This is a genomic window from Bacteroides reticulotermitis JCM 10512 (assembly GCF_000517545.1).
Lineage (GTDB): Bacteria > Bacteroidota > Bacteroidia > Bacteroidales > Bacteroidaceae > Bacteroides > Bacteroides reticulotermitis.
In genome coordinates, this window is the sequence record NZ_BAIV01000002.1 from 15246 (window position 1) to 42120 (window position 26875).

The window sequence follows — 26875 nt, forward strand, 5'->3', positions numbered from 1 at the left end:
ACTTAAAAAACACGGCGGCTTTAACAATAAAAGGGAAACAAGTTGTTATTCTTCGGTCTGTTTTGCTTCAAACTCCTTAATTAGCTTGTCTTGCACATCAGCCGGAACAAGTTCGTAATTTGAGAATTTCATAATAAAAGAAGCACGTCCACCGGTCAAAGAACTCAAAGCTGTAGAATAAGATGACATTTCTTTCAAGGGTACTTTAGCAACCAATTTCTCGAATCCTTTCTCGCTACTCATACCCATAATCATGGCACGGCGTCCCTGAAGATCTCCCATTACATCGCCCATCTTATCAGAAGGAACAAAGACTTCTACGTCATAAATAGGTTCCAGAATCTTCGGCCCGGCATTTTTAAACGCTTCGCTAAACGCATTACGCCCGGCGAGCATAAAGGAAATTTCATTGGAATCTACCGGATGCATCTTGCCATCGTATACAATGACGCGTACATCGCGGGCGTATGATCCGGTCAATGGCCCTTGCTCCATACGTGCCGTGATCCCTTTAAGGATAGCGGGCAAAAAGCGTAAGTCGATGGATCCGCCGACAATACTATTCACAACGACAAGTTTACCACCCCATTCCAACGGAATCACTTCGGTACCACGCACGCTGATCTTAAACTCCTGTCCGTTGAACTTATAGGTTTCCGGAACCGGCACTCCTTCTTTATAGGGTTCTACAATAAGATGTACTTCACCAAACTGCCCGGCTCCTCCTGACTGCTTCTTATGACGATAGTCGGCACGAGCAGGTTTGGTAATGGTCTCGCGATAAGGAATTTTGGGTTCTCCATACTTCACTAAGATCTTTTCATTATTCTCCAAACGCCATTTCAAGGTACGTAAATGGAATTCTCCTTGTCCGTGTACCAAGGTTTGACGTAGTTCTTTCGACTGTTCTACCACCCACGTCGGATCTTCTTCGCGCATGCGATGAAGAATAGTCATCATCTTTTCTACATCGGCCTCATTCAGTGGTTTGATAGAGCGGGTATACTTGGAATTCGGGTACTTAATGAAATTGTACGTATAATCACAGTCTTTTCCATTCAGGGTATTGCCCGTTTTTACATCTTTCAGTTTAACGGCAGCGCCAATATCTCCGGCTTGCAGCTCTTCCACTTTGATACGATTGGCACCGGCTACCGCATAAATCTGCGCAATGCGTTCTTTGGAACTACGATTGGCGTTGACAAGATCGTCACCTTCGCGTACTCTTCCACTCATGACTTTAAAGTAAGAGACTTCACCGATATGAGGTTCTACGCTTGTTTTAAAGAAATAGAGAGATTCCGGTCCATTCACATCGGGAGTCACTTCTTGCCCTTTTGTATTTTGCACCTTCGGCATCTCAGATACAAACGGAACTACATTGCCCAGGAATTCCATCAAACGACGGACTCCCATGTCTTTGCCTGCACAAACACAGAAAACCGGGAACATACCGCGAGCAGCCAAGCCTTTGCGAATACCTTCGCGCATTTCATCTTCAGTGAGCGAATCCTGTTCGAAGAACTTTTCCATCAGCGCTTCATCATTTTCAGCGGCAGCTTCTACGAGAGCTTTATGCATTTCCATGGCTTTATCCATTTCTTCTGCCGGTATCTCTTCGATGATAGGAACGCCACCTTCGGGATTCCACGAATATTTTTTCATTAACAAAACATCAATCACGGCATTGAAGTCCGGCCCGGTCGTGATTGGATATTGAATTGGAACAACCTTAGAGCCGTAGGCTTCTTTGAGCTGCTCCAAGATATTATCATAATCGCATTTGTCATTATCAAGCTGGTTGACAAGGAAAATGACGGGTTTATTCAGTTTTTCAGTATATCGGAAGTGATTTTGCGTGCCGACTTCGATGCCGTACTGGCCATTGAGAAGTATTATTGCGGTGTCGGTCACGTTTAGCGCGGTAACTGTACTTCCTACGAAGTCATCTGAACCCGGGCAATCTATTATATTCAGCTTTTTGTTATTCCATTCTACGTGAAGAACGGTTGAGAAAACGGAGTAACCATACTCTTGTTCAACAGGGAAATAATCGCTAACCGTATTTTTTGCGGCAATTGTTCCGCGACGTTTTATAACACCACTCTCGAAAAGCATTGCTTCCACGAGAGTGGTTTTCCCAGAGCCAGAACTTCCCAATAAGGCAATGTTCTTAATTTCATTAGTCTGATATACCTTCATAATATAAAAGATTTAAAATAATTACTCAGTATGCTCTCACATACCATTAATTGTGACCCGCAAATTAGGGATTAATTGGGGGAAAAGCAACAACAAGGATAGTGTTACAAAACAATGTTATGAAGCATCTTTGTTCTTTTTCTTCGTACCGCATCAGCACTTGCCGCCAACCACGCACGGATAAAAAAAACGAATAAATACAATACCATCTTTTGAGTTATCCGATAAATAGCTTTACTTTTGCGATCTCAAAACTAAAGTATAGCGTTTATGGCTGGTATTTATCTTCATATCCCTTTTTGTAAAACTCGCTGCATCTATTGTGATTTCTACTCCACGACGCATAGCGAATTAAAAGAGCGCTACGTTTCGGCACTTTGCCGTGAACTTGAAATGCGAAGAGATTACCTGAATGGAGAGCCTATCGAAACGGTATATTTCGGGGGAGGAACCCCTTCTCAGCTGGAGGAAGAAGATTTCTGCCGGATATTCGATACCATACAAGCGGTTTACGGATTAGAGCACTGTAAGGAGATTACCTTAGAAGCCAATCCGGATGATTTGTCAGCGGAATATTTGCAAATGCTCTCCACACTGCCTTTCAACCGCCTCAGCATGGGCATACAAACGTTTGACGAACCGACATTGAAACTGCTCAAGCGTCGCCACACAGCCAAGCAAGCCTTAGAAGCGGTGGCAAGATGCCGGGAAGCGGGTTTCCAAAACATAAGCGTCGACCTTATTTACGGTTTACCCGGTGAAACGGAAGAGCGCTGGAAATACGATCTCCAGCAGGCGATCAATCTGCACGCGGAACATATCTCGGCTTACCATCTAACGTATGAAGAGGGTACGCCCATCTACAAAATGCTACAAAAGCAACAGATAAACGAGGTGGACGAAGAAAGCAGTGTACGCTTCTTTACGCTCCTGATGGATGGTCTTCAGGAAGCCGGATACGAGCATTACGAAATCTCCAATTTCTGCCAACCCGGTAAACAGTCATGCCATAACACATCCTATTGGAAAGGAATTCCTTATTTAGGATGCGGGCCTTCCGCCCATTCTTTTAACGGAGAATCGCGCGAATGGAATATTGCTTCCATTCATAAATATATGGAAGCTATTGAGAAGAATAGCCGGAACTTTGAAACAGAGCCGCGCGACCAAGCTACCGCCTACAATGAAATGGTCATTACTTCCATACGCACCCAATGGGGGATTTCTCTGCAGAGGTTGGAAGAGGCGTATGGCTCGGAATTCTTAAACTATTGCAGAGAGATGGCTACTCCTTATATAATAAGTGGTAAACTGGAGGAGCGCGACGGAGCATTACGCTTAACGCGGGAAGGCGTTTTCATTTCCGACAGCATCATGAGGGATTTACTTTTTGTAGAAGAATAATTCGAATTCAAACTTTAGCGCCCATGACCGAATCGGAAGTACGAAAATTGCTAAGGCAGATTAAAGAGCAAAACTCGCAGCAAGCGTTCCGTCGCTTTTACGATATGACCTATGATCGTCTTTTCCGAATCGCTTATTATTATGTGAAGAAAGAGGAGTGGTCACAGGAGATTGTACTGGATGTTTTTTTAAAGTTGTGGAACCAGCGAAGCAGTTTACTCGACATTCAAAACATCGAAGACTATTGTTTTATTCTGGTTAAAAACGCTTCACTTAACTTCTTGGAGAAAGAATCGAAGCACATCAACTTCCATACTGATGCTCTTTCCGAATCATCTGCTGCGGACAGTTCCCCCGAAGAGTCACTCGTCAGCGAAGAGCTTTTCGCAATGTATGTAAAAGCACTCGATCGCCTTCCTGAACGCTGTCGAGAGATCTTTATCCGGGTTCGGGAAGAGAAACAAAGCTACGCCCAAGTAGCGGATGATTTAGGTATCAGCATAAAAACCGTAGACGCTCATTTGCAGAAAGCAGTCAGCCGATTGAAAGCGATGATTAGCCGCTCCGAATTCAATTAACATTTATTTAAGAAAAAGAGTAGGGAGTTTTTGTTCCTCTCCTGTCTTTATCAATAAACAAACAGATTTATTAATCAAAAGACCGGAATTATGAAAAAGCTAAAAGACTTAAGTACCAAGGCCCTCTTTCTTTCAATCATGCTACCCTTTCTATATGCATGTAGCAATAAGTCTGATAATTATCCTGAAGGCTATGTAGGATTCAAACAATCCAAACTGTTGGAAGAACATGATAAAGAGCTAGCCGAATACGATCTATCCATTGCGATTATTGCCACGAGCAAGTCGAAGGAAGACAGAACGGTATCACTCTCTATACCCGCCCCAACTTCGGGACAAGCAGCAATTATAAGCCTGACAGAAAGCCAGGTTACCATCAAAGCCGGAAGTAAGTCGGCAACGACAGTCGTTAAAGTATTCCCCAACCGGATGACATTCAAGCAACAAAATATAACCTTGTCTTGCACACCGCAATGGAAAGAAGGTACAACCAGCCGGCTGACTATCCTTTTAAAACAGAAATAATCAAGCAATACAGAACCAGATGAAATATACCGATGCCGATTTGGAGGAGATACTCAACAAACTGATTACGTCTACCCGCTCACCCCGGGGTAACTTCTCCGCAAAAGCCAGTTATCCGATGCTGAAGAAGCGCTTGCACACACGTACCCGTCGCACTCTTTGGATTCGATCATTCGCCGCAGTGGCAGCCGCTGCCCTACTCTGCCTATCGGTATGGACTGCTTATTTATATACGCAGCCCGGAAGCTTGCAGACTGTGTCTACGTTGGCTGAAACACAGACCTTTCACCTTCCGGACGGATCTCGCATTACGCTAAACCACTATTCTTCATTAACCTACCCCGAGCGGTTCGGCAACGGTAACCGGGAAGTCGCACTGACCGGAGAAGGCTATTTTGAAGTTAGCAAAGATAAAAAACGGCCTTTCATTGTAGAAGCCGGAAAGATCCAGGTGAAAGTACTCGGTACTCAATTCAACATAGACGCTTATCAAAACAATCCGGAGATACGAACGACATTGTTGACGGGATCGGTAGCTGTCAGCAGTCAAGGAAACGCTGCCCCTATTATTTTGAAGCCTAATGAAACAGCTATATATAATAAGGTAGACGGCAAATTAACTCGCAGCCACTCAGAGAATGCCAAAGATGAGATATGCTGGCGCCAAGGAGAATTTAGATTCGATCAGATGCCCCTAAAGCATATTGTCCGCGAACTATCCAATTCGTTTGGCGTTTCGATTCAGATAGCGACAGTGCGCTGCTCAACTATCGAATCACGGCTCGCTTCCGTAATGGAGAAGATTTGAACGACATATTATCCGTACTGCAAAGTGCCGGTTATTTCAGATTCACACAGCAAAACAAACAAATTGTCATTACCACTAAACCTAACGTAAAATGAAAAAAGGATACGCTGCTCAAAGCCTCAGCAGAACAATCTTGCTAACGGTTGTTATTCTCTTCTATGTAACCCAAGCTCATACACAGAACACAGCGGTTCACATCTCGTTAAAGTTGAAAGACGCTACATTGAAAGAGTTCGTCAAACGAATTGAAGAATCTACCGGCTACTCATTCATTTATGGCGAAGAGATCGTTATTACACAAAAGATCAATCTGAATGTGAAGGAAATGCCTCTGCCGGAAGTTCTTGACAATGTATTCAAGAACGAGTCCATCAGCTACCGATTGTCCGGCAAGCATATTCTTCTGCAAAAGAAAAAAACAACTAAACCCGTAAGCCGTAAATTTACAATCAGCGGATATGTTACAGACGGAACGTCTTCCGAGACGTTGATTGGGGCCAATATTATTGACAGTCATCAGAATCAAGGCAGTACAACCAATCCTTACGGTTTTTATAGCATCACCCTCCCCGCAGGAAAAGCCGAACTTCGCTTCTCCTATCTGGGCTACACCACCGAGCAGCACTCCTTTGTTTTGCAAAAAGACACTGTGATCAACGTGCAACTAGCGGATAATAACCAATTGCAGGAGGTGGTTATCATATCCGACAAAGCAGAGGCAGGTGCCAGGGCCACACAAATGGGGGCAATCGAAATACCGACCTTACAGATCAACAAGGTTCCCAGTATCTTGGGAGAAGCAGATGTGATGAAAGCCATCCAACTGATGCCCGGCGTACAGGCGGGTGTAGACGGCTCGGCCGGATTGTATATACGTGGTGGTAGTCCCGACCAGAATCTAATTTTACTAGACGGAACCCCGGTATACAATGTAGATCATATGTTCGGCTTCTTTTCTGTATTCACGCCCGAAGCCGTAAAAAAGGTGACCTTATTTAAAAGTTCTTTTCCGGCACGTTTCGGCGGGCGTCTCTCTTCGGTCATTGATGTGCGCACCAACGACGGAGACATGAAGAACTACCACGGTACATTCAGCATCGGCTTGTTAACCAGCAAAATCAATCTGGAAGGCCCTATTGTGAAAGATAAAACGTCTTTCAACATTTCCGTCAGGCGGTCATACCTCGATTTATTAGCCAAGCCATTCATGCCTGACGACGAAAAGTACAGTTATTACTTTTACGATCTCAACGCCAAAGTCAATCATAAATTTTCCGATCGAAGCCGTTTGTTTCTAAGTGCTTACAATGGAAAAGATCACTTCTCAGCCCAATATGATTCGAATACCGATTACACCGACGGAAGTGGTATGGACTGGGGAAACACGATTGTTTCCGCCCGCTGGAACTATATATTCAACAACCGTTTGTTCAGCAACACCACAGTTGCCTACAATAATTATCTTTTTACTACCAACGCATACACGTACAATCAGACGTCGAATGCCAACGAGTCAATGGTGAACCGTTACTCGGCCAATTACCACTCAGGCATCCGCGACTGGAGTTATCAACTAGACTTCGACTACAATCCGCTTCCTGCACATCACATCAAATTCGGCACAGGTTACCTTTATCATCGGTTTCGTCCGGAAGTGATGACTTCCAAGATTGCCGACCTGAGCAATCACCAAGTCGAACGCGATACAACTTACCACAACATAAACAACAGCCGCATATCCGCTCATGAAGTGACTGCGTACGCAGAAGATGAAATGAAGATAGGACCTCTTCTGCGATTGAACGCCGGGCTCCATCTATCCATGTTTCATGTACAGCAACAAAGCTATTTCTCTTTACAACCCCGCCTGTCCGCACGTTATCAGGTCAGTAAAGACATTGCCCTTAAAGCCTCCTATACGAAAATGAGCCAATACGTACATCTGCTATCGTCAACGCCCATCGCCATGCCAACGGACTTATGGGTTCCGGTAACTCAGAAGATTAAGCCGATGCGCTCACATCAATATGCACTCGGTGGATATTACACCGGCATCCGCGGCTGGGAATTCTCGTTAGAGGGCTACTACAAGGATATGCGTAATGTTTTGGAATACAAAGAGGGAGTTAGCTTCTTCGGTTCTTCGGCCGGATGGGAGAATAAAGTAGAAATGGGCAAAGGGCGGTCGGCAGGTATCGAATTGATGGCGCAGAAAACAATGGGCAAGACAACCGGCTGGATCTCTTATACACTATCCAAAAGTGATCGTAAGTTTGCCAAAGGTGGCATCAACAATGGCGAGCGTTTTCCGTATAAGTACGACCGACGCCATAACATCAACCTCACCGTTAGCCACCAACTCACCGACCGAATCGACCTCAGTGCGTCATGGGTATTCTACACCGGTGGCACCAGCACGATCCCTGAAGAAAAAACGACCATTATTCGTCCCGAAGGTAGTTCAAACAGCGGCTTTGGGGGATGGTCCGCAGACTACGGTTATTATTATCCTTCCGGCAACAACACACCAACCGTATCGGAAGCTTCTTATGTGGAGCAACGCAACAATTACCGTTTGCCGGCAAGCCATCGGCTAAATATCGGCGTCAACTTCAACAAGAAAACCAAACATGGAATGCGGATCTGGAATATCAGTTTATACAATGCCTACAATGCCATGAATCCGACTTTTGTTTATCGCAGCACCAGCAAAAATAATTCAGACAAGGTGGTAATCAAGAAATATACGATTCTGCCTCTCATCCCATCATTTACTTACACGTATAAATTCTAAGAACGTATGAAAAACTATATATACTATCTATCCATCTTGTTCGCAACGCTTTTGGTTGCCTCCTGCGAGAATGAGCTTCCTTTTAACCTCAAGGAGAATCCTCCCAAATTAGTTATCAATGCGCTGCTGAACGCAGACAGCCTGACTAACACCCTCTACCTCAATTTGACCGGAAGAGAATCTACGACACACGTAAAAGAGGCCGCTATTGAAGTACGCGTAAACGGGAAACTAACCGAAAGCTTACGCCCGTTACCTCCGCAGACGGACAACGATAATCAATGCCGCTTTAAACTAACAAGCCATTTCAATCCGGGCGATGCCATACGCATCGATGCTTTTACGGATGACGGGGAACATCATGCCTGGGCGGAGGTCATCGTACCGAAGCGTCTTGAAAAAATAATAAATATCGATACGCTTACGGTACCGATTACACAAAGTGGCTATACCCAGAATTATCTACGCTACCGAATAACCTTTAAAGATCATTCCAATGAGAATAATTTCTATCGGTTGATTGTAGACAAACAAATCACAGCTACCCAGTATAATGATGAAAAGGATGAGTGGGTTACACAAACGCATCACGATTACCAATTTATAGCTCGTGAAGACATCGTACTGACAGACGGGCAGCCATCCACCGGAGACGACGAAGACAGTGGGCTTTTCGATACGGCGAAAAACTTATATGGAGTATTCGACAACACACGTTTCAGGAACGACTCCTATACCATGACTGTGTACAACAGAGCCGATCCGCTGGGCTACTCGAGCTACGTAGATAATGTTCAAGTCGTTATACGCTTATCGAGTATCACCGAAACGGAGTTTTACTACCTGAAAGCACTCAACCTGATAGACTCCGACGCCTATGACGAAACATTCAACGAACCGATCAAGTTCCCCAGCAATGTGCATGGAGGAACCGGCATACTAGGAGTAAGTACGGAAGTAAGTCAAACCATTCACATCGGAAAATAATATGGCTAAATCGCATAAGATCTTTCTCATAATCTGCATACTCCCACTGCTCTCGGCCTGTCGAAGCAGCCGGGCTATGCAAAAAGAGATACATGCTTTGAAGTCCGGCTTGTATTACGAACTCACATCGCCTACCTATCTGGGCGAAGCGAAGCAAACGGTGTATTTGAATTTCATCGACTATTCCAATATGGATTATTATACACGGGTGAAACGTAAAAGATATACGCTAGTCCCGTTGTTACTCTATAATTATAGCGGAGAACTCTTCCGGATTCAGTTGGGCGAGCACTCACTAACCCAGCTTTACCGGGAATTCCTGACCGAGGCATTGCTTACCGAATGCAATAGCAGCACTTGTTTTCATTTGATAGATAATCAAAAAGAGAAGAGCGTTCCCGATTCGGCCTACCGATTGGAAGTAAAGATCCGAACAAACGAAACTTCCGCCGGGGTTAAGCTCAATAATTCGAGTTTCTTTTGGTTCGATGGAGAAACGATGGAGGTTATAAGCAATAAAACTCGTCCGGCACGCTCCCGTTTGGCTATTTCCATTCGCCTGACGCAAGGAGAAGATTGCCTGCTTGACAAGACCTATTCAGTAGACCGGCAGCAAACGGCCAACGGACAAAAATATGAAGATTCGTATGGAGCCAATGCCGCCTGTCTCGACGAGATGACGGAATGCCTTTCAATGGTAACCAAAGAAATCGTAGAAGAGATTAGCCAAGAAATCCATTTAGTGTTATCTTTGCCACCTCAAAACAAACCCTAACCCTATGTTCACGATCATTGGAATCATGTTGGCTGGTATCTTGATAGGCTACACGATGCGCTTCAAACGCCTGTCGTGGATTCCGCGGGTCATTACCGTATTCATCTGGCTGCTCCTTTTTTTACTCGGAGTCAATGTGGGAGCAAACGAACGCATTGTGAAAGGATTGTATTCGTTGGGGATGGATGCGCTTATCATCACGCTGGCGGCAGTCATCGGAAGTGTGTTGGCGGCATGGGGACTTTGGTATCTGCTTTATCAGAAAAATAGGGAGAAGCCATGAAGGGTAGCTTAATTATTGTCTCTTTCTTTGTGGTAGGTGCGTTATGCGGCTTTCATCATCTCATCCCGTATGATTTTACGCAGAATGACCTGAGCTATTATGTTCTTTGCGGATTGATGCTTTGCGTAGGTATCAACATCGGCAATGATCCGCAAACTCTAAAAAGCTTTCGCTCGCTCAATCCCCGCCTCGTACTTCTGCCCATCATAACCATACTGGGCACATTGGCGGGATGTGCGGTGGCAGGTAGCCTGATGAGTCATCGCTCGCTAGCCGAATGCATGGCTGTCGGATCGGGCTTCGGCTATTATTCTCTTTCCAGCATTTTCATTACCGAATACAAAGGGCCCGAATTGGGTACAATCGCCTTACTATCCAACATCTTGCGGGAGATCATTGCCTTGCTGGCGGCTCCGTTTCTTGTCAAATACTTCGGGAAGCTAGCTCCCATCTCGGTAGGGGGAGCCACCACCATGGATACCACGCTCCCCATCATCACCCAGTATTCCGGCAAAGAGTTCGTGATTCTTTCCATCTTCCACGGCTTTATTGTCGATTTCAGCGTTCCTTTTCTGGTAACGTTCTTTTGTTCGCTGTAGTTACAGCACATACAGACTCCGAGGTATTACCCGTATGCCTTATTAAAATAAGAAGTCTGCTTTATACAAGCATTCGTTCACCCGGGTCGAACGAAAGGAACACCTAGGTCAAACTTCCGTTACACCTGGGTCGAACGAAAGAGACACCACGGTGTAACGAACTGACATCTACTAAAGAAGGCCATAAACTATTCATTCGGAGGAATTAGTCTTCGCATAATATTGCACTACCAATATGATAGAATAGAACGCTTTTAAGAAACACTAGAAACGCACGTTTGCGCACACGTATTACAAATATGTTTCAAATTCGCCCCTATTTAGAATATTTCCGAGACTTATTCTTGATCTAAATCAAGAAAACACCGATAAAAGACTCTTTTTCTACGTTTCGTTTTTGTGTTATAAAACATATTCCTATATTTGCATAGGTAAAAAGAAAGACTAAGCGCTTAGAAGTTTTTCAATAGGTATTAGATTTAGTTTTTAGGAATAGTTTTTAGAATAACAAATTAAAAGTAGGTATTATGAAACGTTTAGGATTAACATTAGTGGCAGCAATCTGCCTGACTGCTACGACTTTTGCAGCAGGGAATCAACCTACAACTGCAAAATGGGAAGGAAACATCAATGTGAGCAAATTGGGTAGATATTTGAAATTAAGCTCTGTTCAGAGTGAAGAAGTGACAAATATTTGCGATTATTTCTCCGAGCAAATGTCCAAAGCTGCTACAGCAAAGAAGGACAAAGACGCTAAACTGTACAACGCAGTATACGGCAATCTGAAATTGATGAGAAAAACGTTAACTGACGAACAATATGCTAAGTACGCCGCCTTGATGAACATCACTTTGATGAACAAAGGTATCGAACTGAACAAATAATAGACAGAGACATCATTGAAAAGGGTGCAGATCGTGAAATCTGCACCCTTTCTTTTTTTTATATCTTCTCAAAAAAGCTTTGCTCTATTTGATAGTCACCATTGTAGCTCCAAATCCGTACTCTTGGAAAGATGCATCCTGGTAGCGGCAATTACTGTATTTCCGTTTCAGTTCATCAACAATCGATTTCCGAAGCACACCATCTCCTTTGCCGTGAATAAAGACAATCTTCTGCTCACGTTTCTGTTTATAGAGCTCCATAACTTCCCTGAATTTGTCGAGCTGATAATTCAGCATTTCAGCATTGCTCAGTCCGTTCGTATCATCCAGCAAGGAGTCAATATGAAGATCGATCTCGATGATGCCGGACTTCTCTCCACGGTGAGGTTTCACGATTGGTTGCGACCGGGGTTTCTCCGGGGCCTTCTTCTGCAATAAAGCTTCCTGAATCTCCTCGGCCGACACATACACTTGCTTGGCAGGTGCATCATTCTTCACGATATCATAAAGCAAAGCCGGTTCTTCAAAGAAATCCGAATCCGTAAACGTATGTAGCTTGTAGAATTTGACGGTATCAATACGTAGCTCGACACTAACGGCAGGTTTGAGAGCAGCCGATTTGCCATCTTTAAAAGCGATGAACTGAACAGCCACCCGTTCCATGTCATTCAGTTGATCCTTGGCAAACTCTTCAAGCAGCAGTTTGGTGTTAGGATCTACCAAGCCATGCGAACGGTTCTTCCACGCTTTCCCTTCCGCACTCAGGTATGTATAGTATAAGTAATAGTTGCTATCATTCACCAGATAAGCTTCAAATGGAGTTGTGCTCATCGCCCTACTGTCGGCGGGAACATAAGCCAAAAACACATTCAACGTATCGCCACCACGCACTTCAGCTTGTCGTTGTACAGCCGACATTTCGGGCTTCACAGGCTTCGTCGGTTCGGTGGCTTTCGGCGTGGTTGCTCCCGGTTTCCGCTTCATGTTGTAATCGTCAGTTTCGATTACGACACACTCGCGTATCGGCATCGGAATATCGAAGCCATCAGCGTCTTCTACTAACACAAAGTCTTTTCCTTTGAATCCTGTTACGATTCCACCACCCACTTCACTCAGAAAGCGTACTTTATCTCCTATTTTCATCGTTCTATTTCCAATTAGAGTTTCAAACTAACATCAGAGCCATATTTCCCTCTCGCAGGTCGGTACGGCCTTAATGCTTACAAAAGTACATAAAACACTCTGTACCATCAATTCTATTCACTTTTATTTTAATCCGCCAACATTTTAGACCATTCCGACTAAGCGATTCTCTACTGGCTTAAAAAAAACAGCTGTCGGGCAAACTTCTACTAACCCAGACATTTCTTCTCTTCTAAATATTGCAAAGATAAAAAAACACTGTATATTTGTCTACTACCTATTTATTAGAAAGGCAGGAGAATTTAAAGGTATGAGGTGCAAATTTACATACCAATCAAATCGTTTTTTTCCATTACCCAAAAAACAGATAAAGAAGATGGAAATACGTACCGTAAACGTAACACGTTATATAACCCCTTTGCGGAAGGTGGCTCGCTCCCCGCTTTAGCCGAAGCGGATGACGGGTTTAAATATGTTGTCAAGTTTCGTGGGGCAGGCCATGGGAGTAAGATGCTCATAAGTGAACTTATCGGTGGAGTTGTAGCTCATACGCTCGGCTTCCGGGTTCCTGAACTAGTTTTTATCAACCTCGACGAAGCCTTTGGCCGTACCGAAGGCGATGAAGAAATACAAGACATCTTAAAGGGTAGCAGAGGATTAAATCTGGGATTGCACTTTCTCTCGGGGGCACTGACTTTTGATCCCGTAGCAACGCAGGTAGATAGCCTGACCGCCTCGAAGATTGTGTGGATGGACGCTTTTCTGACCAATGTAGACCGCACGGTACGTAATACCAATATGCTGATGTGGCATAAAGAATTGTGGCTAATAGATCAGGGGGCCTCACTCTATTTTCATCATTCGTGGGAAAATTGGGAAAAGCATGCGCTAAGTCCGTTTACATATATAAAAGATCATGTGCTACTGCCGTATGCAGATAAGCTGAACGAAGTAGACATTGAATTTAAGAAGATACTGACCCCTGAAAAGATTGGGGAAATAGTGAGTTTATTGCCTGATGAATGGCTTAATTGGGGAGGTGAGAAAGAAACGCCACAAGACATACGACAGACGTATTTCAACTTTCTGTCTGAAAGATTAAAACATTCTTATCTCTTTACTAAAGAAATACAACATGCTAGAGAAGCACTTATATGAATATGCTGTTATTCGGGTAGTGCCCCGTGTAGAACGAGAAGAATTTCTGAACGTGGGCCTTATCCTATATTCAAAACGACTTGCGTATCTTAAGGTACGCTACAACGTGAACCAAGAAAGAATGCGCCTTTTCTCTACGGAACTGGACATGGATTCTTTGTGCGCGAACCTTTCGGCATTTGACAAGATCTGCTCCGGCACCAGAGAAGGGGGAGGAATAGCACAGCTTGACATTACCGAACGTTTCCGCTGGCTGACAGCCGTTCGCAGTACATGCATACAAACGTCTGTTGCCCGGCTCGGTTTCTCGGATGATTTGGATGCCACATTTGAAGTATTGTACAACGAACTGGTCGTTTGATTAGTTGGCAGGAAATAAACATGAGAAAGGCTGCTTAGACCCACTAATTCTATCCTATAAATGTCCAAATGACAACAAATCATCTTATATTTGCAATCCCGATAGAGTTATTTGTAACCATGGAAAGCTTAAGCGGACTTAAGAGTTTGGTTTGTATCCTATCCGTGTAACTGTTTAATTCCTGATAAAAGACCGATGAAAGAGCTAATTAAAGTGATCGCTTTTGATGCAGACGATACGTTGTGGAGCAACGAACCTTTTTTTCAAGAAGTAGAGAAAAGGTATGTCGATCTGTTGAAACCCTATGGAACGGCCGAAGAAATATCCGCAGCATTGTTTCAAACCGAGATGAATAACCTCCGCCTTTTGGGTTACGGCGCCAAAGCCTTCACACTTTCGATGATCGAAACAGCCCTGCAAATCAGCAATCGGGAGATTGCTCCGGCCGACATCCAGCAGATTATCAGCTTAGGAAAATCACTACTGGAAATGCCGGTTGAGTTACTGCCGGGGGTAAAAGAAACACTCGACACGTTGAGAGAAGAAGGAAAATACAAATTAGTGGTAGCTACCAAAGGCGACTCACTGGATCAGGAAAACAAACTGGCACGCTCGGGGTTGTCGGCCTACTTCGACCACGTTGAGGTAATGCCTGATAAAAATGAGAAAGCGTATCTCCGCTTGCTACAGATCTTGCAGATCGAACCTTCCGAACTGGTTATGATCGGCAATTCGCTCAAGTCGGACATCCAGCCGGTACTGGCTATCGGTGGTTACGGCATACACGTGCCGTTCGAAGTCATGTGGCAGCATGAAGTGGTAGATGCGTTCACGCACGAGCATATGCGCCAGGTCGACCGGTTGGACGAGGTGCTGGCCTTGTTTTAAATAACGCTACCCGACACACCCGATGCGCAATCGCCTACAACGAACTGATAAACTGTAAATAAGCCTCCTTCCCTCGGTTCAGTAGAGCATCCTCCGCAAGAGTTTCCGAACGGAAAAAAGAATGTGTAAGATGTTTCCCGCCTTTCTTTGCGGGCTTACTCCAATTGCCGGTCACTTCTCCGTTGCTAAGAATAATGGGGAAAAACAATCCGTTGTTTGTAAAGGCTTTCGGATAATGTTCCTTGGGAAGTACATCCGTACGGTCTTTGTAACCCAACAAATATTCATCATAAGAGGGCAATAAATGCAAACTGGAAGCGGCGGTTTTCATACTTGTACGGCTATCCTCATGCAGGTACCAGGTTTGGCCGTTCCATGTTTCGGCCGTTAAGCTAGCTCCAAGCAGATAAATCGCCTGCCGGGCTTCAGTAGTCGATAAACCCGACCACCAAATAAAATCTTGCAAAGTAGCGGGTGTGTGACTACGGAAGTAATTTCGTCCCAACCGCGCCAAAGCCTCATCTTTCGTAAGTTCCGGAACCGGCGGAACGCGTTCTTCCAGAAGTGCATACGTATGCTTGCTCCCTTTCGCTTCTCCGCTGCAAACGATTCCTTCCAATTCGGCACGCGCCACAAAGCGATTCATCCGGTGAACATCGACCTGAATCCCGGCTTGCAGGAACTGATCGGTAATTTCTTGTTTGGTCAGGCTCTTTCCACCGCAAAGAATCTTTTCAAGCAAATTGTGACTGCGCTTATAAAGTTCTTCCGTGATCTCCAAATCCCGCCCTTTGGCATACGAATCGTTGGCGGCTTTCACGTGCGGAGCCGACAGTTTCAACATCCAGCGAATATCTTCCGCAGCTACTAAATGCCAGGTAGGACGCATCACATGAGTGCGCAAAATCTCTCCCCGCTGCAAAGCCTGCTCAACCATCGGCAGCGTCCCCGCCTTCGTGCGGATTCCTACGGCCCATTTAACCATACCGGCATCTTGTGCCTGCATGGCTCCCATCCAGGAGACTACTTCTTTGGGGGTACTGAAAAGTGGCTTCAACAATTGTTGATTCAATAAACGGATCGCTGGTATTTTCATAACTGCTGTATTATCTTCTGATGGATATTCGGATACGAGATCACAATAGTAGGAAAAATCCCGGATATACCCAAATTATTTCTTAACTCTACGGCCCGACACAAATGCCTGCTGAATCCAACCGGCAGATTATAGCCAATGAGGGGTCACGTTTGGATCAGTTTTTCAAAATAATGATTACTTTTGCAAACGCAAAGATGAAAATGATGAAAGAGAACCCCAAGCATATCCGGATTGATGCGTATAACTACCCGCTTCCGGATGAACGAATAGCGAAATACCCGCTACCTACACGCGATCAATCCAAACTATTAATATACCGCCAAGGCGAAGTGAGTGAGGACGTTTTCACTTCTCTGCCCGAATACCTGCCCGAAGGGGCTTGATGATTTTCAACAATACCAAAGTTATTCAGGCACGGTTGCACTTTCGCAAAGAGACCGGCGCATTGATTGAAGTATTTTGTCTGGAACCTATTCAGCCCAACGATTATGTGTTGAATTTCCAGCAGACTCAACACGCGGCATGGCTCTGCATGATCGGTAACCTGAAAAAATGGAAAGAGGGTGCGCTACACCGGGAGATGGAGGTCAAAGGATTCTCCATCACACTGACGGCCACGCGTGGAGAATGCCGGGGAACCAGCCATTGGGTGGACTTTTCCTGGGATAATCCGGAAGTCACCTTTGCCGATATACTGGAGGTGTTCGGCGAACTCCCCATTCCTCCGTATCTAAACCGGGATACACAGGATAGCGACAAAGAGACTTACCAGACTGTTTATTCCAAAATAAAAGGTTCGGTAGCCGCTCCTACTGCCGGTTTGCATTTTACACCCCGCGTCTTGGAAGCTCTCGGGGAAAAGGGAATTGAACTGGAGGAACTGACCTTACATGTGGGAGCAGGTACTTTCAAACCTGTGAAGAGCGAAGAGATCGAAGGGCACGAGATGCATACGGAGTATATCTCCGTCAACCGGGAAACCATTCGGAAACTGATTGCGCACGATGCCCGGGCTATCGCAGTAGGAACGACCTCTGTGCGAACCCTCGAAAGCCTGTATCACATCGGAGTTACGCTAGCGGAAAACCCTCATGCAACGGAGGAGGAACTACACGTTAGGCAATGGCAACCTTATGAGGAGCACGATGAACTTCCACCGGTAGTCGCATTGCAGAAGATACTGGGTTATCTCGACCGCCACGGGATGGAAGCACTTCATACCAGTACGCAGATTATCATCGCTCCGGGATATAAATATAAGATAGTAAAGGCAATGGTTACAAACTTCCACCAGCCACAAAGCACGTTGCTGTTGCTCGTTTCGGCTTTCGTAAAAGGCAATTGGCGTACGATCTACGACTATGCGCTGAACCATGACTTCCGTTTTCTGAGCTACGGAGATTCTTCTTTACTCATTCCATAGAGCCTTTCAGGGATTGCTAAGTTTCATCTGAAAAAACAACGAATTTATGCCAAGAGACAATAATCAGGAAATGTTTCCGCTGGTAGACGAGCAGGGGAATATCACCGGAGCTGCCACACGGGGAGAATGCCACAGCGGAAGCAAGCTGCTTCATCCGGTCATTCATCTACATGTTTTCAACAGTCAGGGAGAACTGTTCCTGCAAAAAAGACCGGCGTGGAAAGATATTCAGCCCGATAAATGGGATACATCCGTAGGCGGGCATATCGATTTGGGAGAGAGTGTAGAGATTGCTCTCCGCCGGGAAAGCCGGGAAGAGTTGGGTATTACCGATTTCACGCCCGAGTTTCTGGGAAGTTATGTATTCGAATCCGAACGGGAAAAAGAGTTGGTCTTTGTACACAAAACCGTTTATGATGGAGAGATACAGCCTAGCGATGAATTGGATGGAGGACGATTCTGGAGCATCGAAGAGATAAAAAAAAGCTTGGGGAAAGAAATCTTTACCCCAAACTTTGAAGGAGAACTGCAAAAGGTTTCTCTTATTCCTTCTCTAGCCAAGTAACAATTTTCTCGGAGAACGGACTGTCTTTGGGTGCAACGAAGCCTACCCATTTGCCGTTCTCGTCAATCATGAATTTCTGAAAGTTCCATTGCACCGGAGCGTCTTCTTTCCCATTCAGCCGTTTCGTGGTCAGCCACTTATAGAGTGGAGCCATATCATCACCGGCTACGGATATTTTTTCCATCATCGGAAAGCTGACGTTGTAGGTTAATGAACAGAACTCAGCGATTTCTTCATTACTTCCAGGCTCTTGTCCCTTGAAGTTATTTGCCGGAAAACCGATAATAACCAGATTCTTATCTTTATATTTCTCGTATAATTCCTGCAATTGTGCGTATTGCGGTGTCAATCCACATTTAGAAGCCACATTCACCACCAACACTTTCTTCCCCTTCAGTTGTGAAAGAGGATACGCTTTGCCATCAATCGTTTTCACGGTAAAATCATAGAACGACTGATGCTGCGCTTTCAAAGAGAGGGTGCATATCATCGTAACAATCATCAAAACAAATGTTTTCATACTGAACATACATTAAAAGTTTCTTTCTATGATAAACGAATAAACAAGATGGAATGTTTCGCGAAAGATGACAATCAGTTGTTTTTAAATGCTCGGGCGATACTTCATCGTTTGTCCGGGTCGTGAGAGCGAAGGCGGTACAGCCTCGGCAGAAACGGCTCGTTTATAGTTGGGCTTAGCACTCATCACAAAACGCAGTTTCACACCATCGCGTACATCGTCATGCAACAAATAGGATTTATCATATTTCTTTCCGTTGACATACAACTCCTTCACGTACACATTCTTCGGCGACCAGTTGTCGGCTGTCATCTCAATTGCCCGACCGTTACTCATTTGTACCGTTATGCCCGGCACACAGGGCGAACCAATGTTGTAGATATTGCTAGATGGGGCAATGGGGTAAAATCCCATGCAATTAAACATATACCAAGCCGACATTTGTCCGCAATCATCGTTGCCACTCAACGCATCGGGTGTATTTCCGTAAAAGCGGTCGACAATAGTCCGCACCCACTTTTGGCATTTCCATGGTTCGCGCAGGTAGTTGTAGAGATAGGCGATGTGATGGCAAGGCTCATTGCCGTGCCAATACGCTCCGATACGCCCCTGAATATCATGTGCACCGGGAATATCGTCCGGCAGTTCTACCGTAAATAGCTCGTCCAGACGCCGACGGAACAGTTCTTCACCCATCTCGTTGATATATCCCTGCACGTCCTGCGGTACATACCAAGTATATTGAAGCGTAAAACCTTCGGTGATATCTCCCCATCCATGCACCGAACCCGGTCCCTGATAAGCGACCGGTGTGAACGGGGTACGCCAATTGCCTTTGCTATCTCTGCCGCGCATGTATTTGGTTTCAGGATCGACCAATGTCTGGTAAGAGAGAGCCCTATTCAGGAAATACCGATAGTCGTCTTCTTTCCCCAGCTTATGGGCAGCCTGTGCAATGCAGTAATCATCGTAAGCGTATTCCAGCGTTTTGGAAACCGACTCCGCCTCTTTGTCGAAAGGCACGTATCCGAGCGAGCGATACTCCGGCAAACAATCATAATTAGGATTCATAGCCGTGGTCTTCATGGCTTGGTAAGCCCGTTCATAATCGAATCCAGGCACCCCTTTTACAATCATGTCCGCTAAAACCGAAACAGCGTGGTAGCCAATCATGCACCATGTTTCATTGCCATAGAACGACCAGATAGGCAGCATTTTCTCCACACTCTTGTCGTAATGAGCCAGCATCGAATTGGCTACATCGGCGTTGACTTTCTGCTGCACCAGGTTAAACCAAGGGTGTAAGGCCCGGTAAGTATCCCATAAAGAGAACACGGTATAGTTTGTGAAGCCTTCCGCCTTCTCGATATTCTTATCCAACCCACGGAACTGCTTGTCCGAGTCCTGAAAGATAAACGGGTGCAAAGCCGCATGATAGGCGGAGGTATAAAACGTTGCTTTCGTCTTTGGATCGGCAACTAAGGAATATTTACCCAACTCCTTTTCCCATAAACGCTCGCCCGCAGCCTTCAAACCGTCGAATGTCATGCCGTCCAATTCTTGCATATTCCGCATCGCACCGTCTGTACTCACAGCGGAGATCGCTGTTTTCACGGTAATCTCTTCTCCCTCTTCTGCCCGAAAAGAGAGGCAAGCCATCAGATTCTTTCCCCAGGCTTCATACGAACTCCGGTAACGGGAAGTATTATAAACCACCGGCTTTTTATCCTGCATAAACCGCAGCCCATCGAGTTTTTTCGAAAAGACAGCCGTAAAGTAAATATGCCGTTCGGGCCCCAGCCCTTCACCAGTTTATAGCCGGTAAGCGTAGAATCGTTAATCATACGCAGATTAGACCATTCGCATGACTGCCATAGCGTATGATTCATATCGATCATAATAAATGCCTGATCGGACTTCGGATACGTAAAGCGGAACATACCGCTGCGCACTCCGGAAGTCATCTCGGCTTTCACCCCATAATCCGACAGCAACACGCCGTAATAATTAGGGGATGCCCATTCTTGTGTATGCGAATAGCGGGAACGATACCCTTTATCCGGCTCCTCATGCGTACCCGGTTCCAACTTCATCTCGCCCGTTCCCGGTATAAACAAAAAATCCCCTAAGTCGGGAATCCCTGTGCCGCTCAAATGGGTAAGGCTAAAGCCCATGATTGTCGGGTGACTATATTTATAGCCGGATGCCGCATCATAGAATTTAGCATCAGTATCCGGACTAATCTGGATTCCCCCGAAAGGAATCTGAGCACCCGGATAGACATTCCCATACCCATCCGTTCCCACAAACGGATTGACGTATTCGGTCAGCTTCTCTGTTTGAGCCATGCCCGGCAAAGCTACCAGGCATGACAAAATACAAAACATCTTTCTACCTATCATCACTAACATCTTCCTGTGATTTATGCTTGTATATCTCCCACAGCAACCTGATATTCGTGCCAGAGGTCGTCAATCGCGAATTCCTCGCCCAGAATATGCTTAATGGCTCCGTCGAACGACCATGGAATGACTTCCAAGGTGCTCCGGTTGAACTTGCGTAAAAATTCCGGGTCTTTATGATCGCGCAACCAGACAAAGAAATAACCTGCTGTGCGGTATCCGTCCATATAATTGCCACCTTTGGGGCGGGCATTGGCTCCAAAACCGCCATTGGCCACTCGCACGGCATCCGCCATTCCTTCAATGAAGGCCCAGAATACCCGGTTGGTTCCATAACTTCCGATTCCCTGTGGCTCCAACTGATACGCATGCGTCAACTCGTGAAGCAATACGCCCCGGGTCTCAAAAAATAATTTGGTTGTATCATTTTGGGCAAACGATTTCTCGATGTGACGGGTACTATAGAAGATTGTAACATTTCCATTACCTCCCCCTTTCGCAGAGATTCCTTCAATATCTTCCAAGGTGTAGTGAATCTCCCGAACCGGTGGTATACTATCTTTTGGCGAGCGATAGAGTGTAGCCAGTACGGTACGTGCCTGCTCTTTAATATACGTCTGCGGATCGGGAATGATCCGTTCGTAAATATCCGACCCCTGCGTTCCGGCCGCTTTGTCTTCAAACAAAACCTTTCCAACGTTATACTGCTCCCAAGCCGATTCCGGCCGATCCTTTTTTCCTTTCTTACTGGTGGAACAAGCAATGGTTCCGGCCAGCAAGCACAATCCGCATACAATAAAAAACTGTTTCATTTTTCCTACTTTATTTATTTAATATTCCTTTAGTCAATGAGTAGGGTTTGGCTTCATTTGTCAAACCCCGGCGTTTATTGGGTGAGGAACTCATCTTAAATTCCCACACACCTCCTTTTAAAATTGTGTCGTGCGTGACATACATCTTATCATAAGGCTTTCCGTTCAGCGTTAACGATTGTACATAGCACTTCTGATCACTAACCCCCGGAGCCTTGATTTCCAAGGTATTCCCATTGGGAAGCTTCAGTTTCAACGATGGCAGATAGGGAGCCCCCAGTACATATTGATCCGTACCCGGACAAACCGGATAAAAACCCATTACCGAAAACAGATACCAGGCAGACATTTGCCCGCAATCGTCGTTGCCGCCCAAGCCGTTAATATCATTCCGGTACATGCGATTCAAAATATGACGCACCCAGTACTGAGTCTTCCACGGCTGCGATGTCCACGCATATAAGTAAGGTACATGATGGCTTGGTTCGTTGCCATGTACATAACCGCCTACCAGACATTCTTCCGTGATATCCTCGTTATGCTCGTAATACTTCTCCGGCAGATGCATGGTGAAGAGCTCATCCAGCTTCTTGATAAAAGTCTTCTCCCCTCCCATCAAATCGATCATACCTAGCACATCGTGAGGAACGTGAAAAGAGAAATTCCATGAATTACCTTCTATAAAACCTTCTCCGTAGGTCTGTAGGACATCGAACTCTTTCTTAAAAGTGCCGTCACTATATCGCGGACGGGCAAATCCGATCGAAGTATCATACACATTCCGGTAGTTCAACGCACGCTTCCGGTAGGCTTCCGCTACATCAGTCTGTCCGGCTTTCAAAGCCGTCTGATAAATAGTCCAGTCGTCATAAGCATATTCCAGCGTACTCGATGCCGCTGTACCACTCTTATCCAAAGGAACATACCCCAACTTCATATAGTCGGCTACACCTTCGTAATAAGGGACGGTCGATGTACTTACCATCGCCTTCAAAGCCTCATCCGTATTTGTAACAACGCCTTTCGCTATTGCATCCGCCAATACCGACACCGCATGATAACCACTCATACACCAGTTTTCATTCCCCATCAAGCTCCAGACAGGCAACATGCCGTGTACACTCTGCTGCTCATGCTTAATCATCGATTGTACCATGTCGGCATTGCGTTCCGGCTTGATCAGGTTCAGGAAGGGATGTTCGGCTCTGTACGTATCCCAAAGCGAGAATATCGTATAATTCGTAAATCCTTTCGCCTGATGGATGTTATGATCCAGTCCGCGGTATGCCCCGTCCACATCCATATACACCGATGGATTAATCATTGTATGATACAGAGAGGTATAGAACATAGCTTTCTGGTCGGGTGTACCGGCTATCTCGAAATGATCTAATTCACTGTTCCAATCGTTGCGAGCAGCTTCCGCCAATTCGTCAAAGCTCTTCCCACCTGTTTCGGCACGTAGGTTTTTAATAGCTCCCTCCGTACTTACCGCCGACAGAGCCACTTTGACTTCCAACTCCGACTCTTCTGCCGTATCGAAATGGAAATAAGCGACCACCTTACGCCCGGATATTTCGGGGAAGTTGCGTTCCATATTGAAGCGACGCCAAAAGCCGTTATAGAGTACTTTCTCCTTATCTTTATAACCGTATTCTTTGATTGGGCGGGACAAGGAGATGGCAAAATAGGTATAATTAGTCCGTGCCCATCCGTTGGTTATGCGATAGCCTGTCAACAGCGTATCATTCTCCACCCGAAGGTTAGTCCATAGGACTTTGCCGTCATAATTATAAATACCGTGTACCAAATCCAGTATCAGATGCCCGTTCTTCCCTTTTGGAAAGGTGTATTTATGCACCCCAACCCGTTGCGTAGCGGTTAGCTGTGCTTTGATTCCATAGTCATCCAGCATCACTTCGTAATAGCCGGGAGTGGCTTTTTCGGTAGCATGGGTGAAACGGGAACGATACCCCTCGCCCGGATGGTCAGCCCGTCCCGGATTCAACTTGACCTCGCCTACGGCAGGCATCAAAAGGATGTCGCCAGATCGGAATGCCCTGTACCGCTCAAATGGGTGTGGCTAAAACCGACAATCGTTTGATCCCGGTATTGATAACCAGCACAATATTCGTAGGCATTCTTCTGATAGGCTCCATTGACATTATGTGGAATTGTATCTGTGTCGGGACTCAACTGTACGAGTCCAAAAGGGGTGCAGGCACCGGGAAACGTATGCCCCATTCCGTTGGTACCGATAATCGGATTTACGTAGTCCACCGGTTGTTGTGCCCAAACAGGCAACGTTAGTGCATCATTGCAATTAATATAACTTTATGTTTCATGTAGCCCTGATTTACTTTTTACTTTCACGTGAGAAGGAGTATGGATAATCGGCAGGTGTCACTCCTCTTCCTTTGGCAGGTTGATTACCCATATCGAACACCAAGCGTCCGCCTTTCAACAGATCGAAATGGTTTAGGTAATTCTTTGTATAGTTCTTGCCATTGTAGGTCAACGAACGGATATACCGGTTCTCGTCACTATTCTTAGGTGCAACCAATTCCAGCTTCTTCCCGTTCTCTAAAGCAATCGTCGCTTTCTTGAAATAAGGAGCTCCCATCACATATTCGTTGCTTCCCGGACAAACCGGATAGAAGCCCAGCGCTGTAAATACATACCAAGCTGACGTCTGTCCATTGTCTTCATCGCCACAATATCCATCCGGGGTAGCCGAATACAAACGATTCATCACTTCGCGCAACCAGTGTTGTGCTTTCCAAGGTTCGCCGGCGTAATTATACAGGTAGATCATATGCTGAATGGGCTGGTTACCATGCGCATAGTTACCCATATTGGCTATCTCCATCTCTCTGATTTCATGAATCACGCCTCCGTAATAGCTCTCGTCGTATATAGGAGGAAGGTTGAAGACTGAATCGAGCATACTGACGAAGATCTTCTCACCACCCATTAAGTCGATAAGTCCCTGAACATCATGAAACACCGACCAGGTGTAATGCCAGCTATTTCCTTCGGTGAAGGCGTCGCCCCATTTAAACGGATTGAAAGGTTGCTGAAATGTACCGTCGGCATTCTTTCCACGCATTAACTTCGTTTCCGAATCAAATAGATTCCGGTAGTTCTGACTCCTTTTCTTGTAGATATCCAGTTCTTCCGCAGGACGTCCCAGTTTCTCTCCCATGCGATAAATACACCAATCATCATAGGCATATTCGAGCGTACGGGCAGCACTCTCGTTAATCTTCACATCATAGGTACATAACCTAACTTATTATAATAATCGAATCCCATACGTCCGGTGGTCGCAATGCGCGGATGCACACTGTTGGCTCCTTTCAGTAATCCTTCATACATTTTCACGGCGTCGGCCTTGGTTACATCTTTCATAAAAGCATCGGACACCACGGAGGCCGAGTTATTGCCTACCATACACCAACGATGGCCCGGGCTTGCCCATTCCGGGAAAAAGCCACTTTCCTGGTAGGTGTTCAACAAGCCTTCCTGCATCTTGGCGCCCATCGAAGGATAGACCAGATTAACAAATGGAAATAGACAACGGAACGTATCCCAGAATCCGGTATCGGTAAACATATACCCCGGTCGTACCTCTCCGTTATACGGACTGTAATGCACCGTTTCACCTTTGGAGTTTACCTCATAGAACATACGTGGGAAAAGTACCGAACGATACAGGCAGGAGTAGAATGTACGCATCCGGTCGGCATCGTTATCTTCTATTTGAATTTTTCCCAGCACATCGTTCCACGCTTTGCGGCCGGCTGCCTTCACCTGATCGAATGTTTTCGTTCCGATCTCTTTCAAATTCAACTCCGCTTGCTCCAAGCTGATGAACGAAGAGGCAACCCGAGCGTGTACTTGCTCACCTTTCCGGGTAACAAACCCAATGGCGGCTCCAACGTGATTGGATTGTAATTCGAGATGCTCTTCTACCGGCTGATATTCCGCCCAAACTTTCTGAGAAGCAAACGGCTTGTCGAACTCGATCACAAAGTAGTTTTTGAAGTTTTGAGGGACTCCCCCACTGTTACGTGTAGTATAGCCTACAATCTTATTCTGCTCGGGAATCACTTTGACGTAAGATCCGCGGTCGAAAGCATCTATGATTACATAGGCGTCTTCTGTCTTCGGAAAAGTAAAACGGAAATAAGCACAGCGTTCGGTCGGAGCGATCTCGGTAGTCATGTTATACTCCGACAAATAGACACTGTAATAATAAGGCGTAGCTGTCTCTGACTTATGTGAGAACCAAGAGCCCCGGCTTTCTTGGTCAATCTTTAGCTTGCCGGTTACAGGCATCAGAGAGAATTGCCCATAATCATTAATCCAGGGACTTGGCTGATGCGTTTGTTTGAATCCTCTGATTTTATCGGAAGCGTAGGTATATGCCCACCCATCTCCCATCTTACCGGTCTGCGGCATCCAGAAGTTCATTCCCCAAGGCAAAGCAATGGCAGGGTACGTATTGCCGTTGGAGAGCGATATTTTAGAATCGGTTCCCATCAACGGGTTTACATAATCCACCGGTTGTTTCTGTGCAAAAAGAGAACAAACTCCCCAGAGCAGAACGGTTACAGAAATCAGTAGTTTTTTTACATTCATCATGGTGTACGAATTAAGCTA

The 26875-nt window shown here is 45.6% G+C and carries 17 protein-coding genes and 6 pseudogenes; 15 read left to right on the forward strand and 8 right to left on the reverse strand.

Annotation, left to right across the window (positions count from 1 at the left end; translation table 11 throughout):
- Window positions 1-45 precede the first annotated feature (45 nt).
- Entirely contained in the window at window positions 46-2202 is a 2157-nt protein-coding gene (fusA2, locus tag JCM10512_RS01055) for an elongation factor G2 (RefSeq protein WP_044159627.1), read from the reverse strand.
- A gap of 270 nt (window positions 2203-2472) precedes the next feature.
- On the opposite strand from fusA2, the gene hemW reads away from it, so the two are divergent.
- The 10 genes and pseudogenes from hemW (at window position 2473) to JCM10512_RS01105 (ending at window position 11839) form a co-directional block, all read left to right on the forward strand.
- Entirely contained in the window at window positions 2473-3606 is a 1134-nt protein-coding gene (gene hemW / locus JCM10512_RS01060; protein WP_044159629.1) for a radical SAM family heme chaperone HemW, read from the forward strand.
- Between the two features lie 23 nt (window positions 3607-3629).
- A complete protein-coding gene (locus tag JCM10512_RS01065; protein WP_044159630.1) occupies window positions 3630-4184 on the forward strand; it encodes an RNA polymerase sigma-70 factor in 555 nt (184 codons plus the stop codon).
- Between the two features lie 90 nt (window positions 4185-4274).
- Window positions 4275-4709: a hypothetical protein gene (locus JCM10512_RS01070; RefSeq protein ID WP_044159637.1), complete on the forward strand. Its 435-nt coding sequence runs from the start codon at window positions 4275-4277 to the stop codon at window positions 4707-4709.
- A 19-nt stretch (window positions 4710-4728) separates the two neighbouring features.
- A pseudogene (locus JCM10512_RS01075) lies at window positions 4729-5612 on the forward strand (FecR family protein).
- Window positions 5609-8311, forward strand: coding sequence for a TonB-dependent receptor (locus JCM10512_RS01080; protein ID WP_044159639.1), 2703 nt, complete (start codon window positions 5609-5611; stop codon window positions 8309-8311). The pseudogene JCM10512_RS01075 and the gene JCM10512_RS01080 overlap by 4 nt, the downstream one beginning before the upstream one ends.
- Before the next feature lie 6 nt (window positions 8312-8317).
- Window positions 8318-9298, forward strand: a complete 981-nt coding sequence (locus tag JCM10512_RS01085; RefSeq protein WP_044159640.1) for a DUF4249 domain-containing protein — start codon at window positions 8318-8320, stop codon at window positions 9296-9298.
- 76 nt (window positions 9299-9374) lie between these two features.
- Window positions 9375-10073, forward strand: a complete 699-nt coding sequence (locus tag JCM10512_RS01090; protein WP_244436803.1) for a hypothetical protein — start codon at window positions 9375-9377, stop codon at window positions 10071-10073.
- Between the two features lie 4 nt (window positions 10074-10077).
- Window positions 10078-10356 (forward strand): LysO family transporter, encoded by a 279-nt coding sequence (locus JCM10512_RS01095; RefSeq protein WP_044159642.1) that lies wholly within the window; start codon window positions 10078-10080, stop codon window positions 10354-10356.
- A complete protein-coding gene (locus tag JCM10512_RS01100) occupies window positions 10353-10955 on the forward strand; it encodes a LysO family transporter (protein ID WP_044159643.1) in 603 nt (200 codons plus the stop codon). Before JCM10512_RS01095 ends, JCM10512_RS01100 begins: the two co-directional genes overlap by 4 nt.
- A gap of 527 nt (window positions 10956-11482) precedes the next feature.
- Entirely contained in the window at window positions 11483-11839 is a 357-nt protein-coding gene (locus JCM10512_RS01105) for a hypothetical protein (protein WP_044159644.1), read from the forward strand.
- An 84-nt stretch (window positions 11840-11923) separates the two neighbouring features.
- On the opposite strand, the gene JCM10512_RS01110 is transcribed toward JCM10512_RS01105, so the two are convergent.
- Window positions 11924-12982, reverse strand: a complete 1059-nt coding sequence (locus JCM10512_RS01110) for a DUF2027 domain-containing protein (protein ID WP_044159646.1) — start codon at window positions 12980-12982, stop codon at window positions 11924-11926.
- Window positions 12983-13358: 376 nt separating this feature from the next.
- Between JCM10512_RS01110 and JCM10512_RS01115 the strand changes: the two are divergent.
- From JCM10512_RS01115 to JCM10512_RS01125, 3 genes and pseudogenes are all read left to right on the forward strand, one after another.
- Window positions 13359-14140, forward strand: a pseudogene (locus JCM10512_RS01115) (HipA family kinase).
- The gene (locus tag JCM10512_RS01120) at window positions 14118-14501 is read left to right on the forward strand and encodes a DUF3037 domain-containing protein (protein ID WP_044159648.1); all 384 of its coding nucleotides are present in this window, start codon (window positions 14118-14120) and stop codon (window positions 14499-14501) included. The pseudogene JCM10512_RS01115 and the gene JCM10512_RS01120 overlap by 23 nt, the downstream one beginning before the upstream one ends.
- A 195-nt stretch (window positions 14502-14696) precedes the next feature.
- Window positions 14697-15389 (forward strand): HAD family hydrolase, encoded by a 693-nt coding sequence (locus JCM10512_RS01125; RefSeq protein ID WP_044159650.1) that lies wholly within the window; start codon window positions 14697-14699, stop codon window positions 15387-15389.
- Window positions 15390-15423: 34 nt separating this feature from the next.
- On the opposite strand, the gene JCM10512_RS01130 is transcribed toward JCM10512_RS01125, so the two are convergent.
- On the reverse strand, window positions 15424-16485 hold the full coding sequence (locus JCM10512_RS01130) for a winged helix DNA-binding domain-containing protein (RefSeq protein ID WP_044159652.1): 1062 nt from the start codon (window positions 16483-16485) through the stop codon (window positions 15424-15426).
- A gap of 206 nt (window positions 16486-16691) precedes the next feature.
- Here JCM10512_RS01130 and JCM10512_RS01135 point away from each other — a divergent pair.
- Both JCM10512_RS01135 and JCM10512_RS01140 read left to right on the forward strand, forming a co-directional pair.
- Window positions 16692-17911 (forward strand): annotated as a pseudogene (locus JCM10512_RS01135) (S-adenosylmethionine:tRNA ribosyltransferase-isomerase).
- 46 nt (window positions 17912-17957) lie between these two features.
- A complete protein-coding gene (locus tag JCM10512_RS01140) occupies window positions 17958-18476 on the forward strand; it encodes an NUDIX hydrolase (RefSeq protein WP_044159654.1) in 519 nt (172 codons plus the stop codon).
- Here the strand turns inward: JCM10512_RS01140 and JCM10512_RS01145 are convergent.
- From JCM10512_RS01145 to JCM10512_RS01165, 5 genes and pseudogenes are all read right to left on the reverse strand, one after another.
- The gene (locus JCM10512_RS01145; RefSeq protein ID WP_044159863.1) at window positions 18454-18996 is read right to left on the reverse strand and encodes a glutathione peroxidase; all 543 of its coding nucleotides are present in this window, start codon (window positions 18994-18996) and stop codon (window positions 18454-18456) included. The genes JCM10512_RS01140 and JCM10512_RS01145 overlap by 23 nt on opposite strands.
- An 84-nt stretch (window positions 18997-19080) precedes the next feature.
- Window positions 19081-21407 (reverse strand): annotated as a pseudogene (locus tag JCM10512_RS01150) (GH92 family glycosyl hydrolase).
- Window positions 21408-21418: 11 nt separating this feature from the next.
- Window positions 21419-22210 carry a basic secretory protein-like protein gene (locus tag JCM10512_RS01155; protein WP_044159657.1) on the reverse strand — a complete coding sequence of 264 codons (792 nt, stop codon included), beginning with the start codon at window positions 22208-22210 and terminating at the stop codon, window positions 21419-21421.
- 10 nt (window positions 22211-22220) lie between these two features.
- Window positions 22221-24538 (reverse strand): annotated as a pseudogene (locus JCM10512_RS01160) (GH92 family glycosyl hydrolase).
- A 28-nt stretch (window positions 24539-24566) separates the two neighbouring features.
- Window positions 24567-26854 (reverse strand): annotated as a pseudogene (locus JCM10512_RS01165) (GH92 family glycosyl hydrolase).
- Window positions 26855-26875: the final 21 nt, after the last annotated feature.

Coding starts and splice junctions, on each gene's coding strand:
- fusA2 (WP_044159627.1), bottom strand. CDS start 2,202: ATGAAGGTATATCAGACTAATGAAATTAAGAACATTGCCTTATTGGGA.
- hemW (WP_044159629.1), top strand. CDS start 2,473: ATGGCTGGTATTTATCTTCATATCCCTTTTTGTAAAACTCGCTGCATC.
- JCM10512_RS01065 (WP_044159630.1), top strand. CDS start 3,630: ATGACCGAATCGGAAGTACGAAAATTGCTAAGGCAGATTAAAGAGCAA.
- JCM10512_RS01070 (WP_044159637.1), top strand. CDS start 4,275: ATGAAAAAGCTAAAAGACTTAAGTACCAAGGCCCTCTTTCTTTCAATC.
- JCM10512_RS01080 (WP_044159639.1), top strand. CDS start 5,609: ATGAAAAAAGGATACGCTGCTCAAAGCCTCAGCAGAACAATCTTGCTA.
- JCM10512_RS01085 (WP_044159640.1), top strand. CDS start 8,318: ATGAAAAACTATATATACTATCTATCCATCTTGTTCGCAACGCTTTTG.
- JCM10512_RS01090 (WP_244436803.1), top strand. CDS start 9,375: ATGCAAAAAGAGATACATGCTTTGAAGTCCGGCTTGTATTACGAACTC.
- JCM10512_RS01095 (WP_044159642.1), top strand. CDS start 10,078: ATGTTCACGATCATTGGAATCATGTTGGCTGGTATCTTGATAGGCTAC.
- JCM10512_RS01100 (WP_044159643.1), top strand. CDS start 10,353: ATGAAGGGTAGCTTAATTATTGTCTCTTTCTTTGTGGTAGGTGCGTTA.
- JCM10512_RS01105 (WP_044159644.1), top strand. CDS start 11,483: ATGAAACGTTTAGGATTAACATTAGTGGCAGCAATCTGCCTGACTGCT.
- JCM10512_RS01110 (WP_044159646.1), bottom strand. CDS start 12,982: ATGAAAATAGGAGATAAAGTACGCTTTCTGAGTGAAGTGGGTGGTGGA.
- JCM10512_RS01120 (WP_044159648.1), top strand. CDS start 14,118: ATGCTAGAGAAGCACTTATATGAATATGCTGTTATTCGGGTAGTGCCC.
- JCM10512_RS01125 (WP_044159650.1), top strand. CDS start 14,697: ATGAAAGAGCTAATTAAAGTGATCGCTTTTGATGCAGACGATACGTTG.
- JCM10512_RS01130 (WP_044159652.1), bottom strand. CDS start 16,485: ATGAAAATACCAGCGATCCGTTTATTGAATCAACAATTGTTGAAGCCA.
- JCM10512_RS01140 (WP_044159654.1), top strand. CDS start 17,958: ATGCCAAGAGACAATAATCAGGAAATGTTTCCGCTGGTAGACGAGCAG.
- JCM10512_RS01145 (WP_044159863.1), bottom strand. CDS start 18,996: ATGAAAACATTTGTTTTGATGATTGTTACGATGATATGCACCCTCTCT.
- JCM10512_RS01155 (WP_044159657.1), bottom strand. CDS start 22,210: ATGAAACAGTTTTTTATTGTATGCGGATTGTGCTTGCTGGCCGGAACC.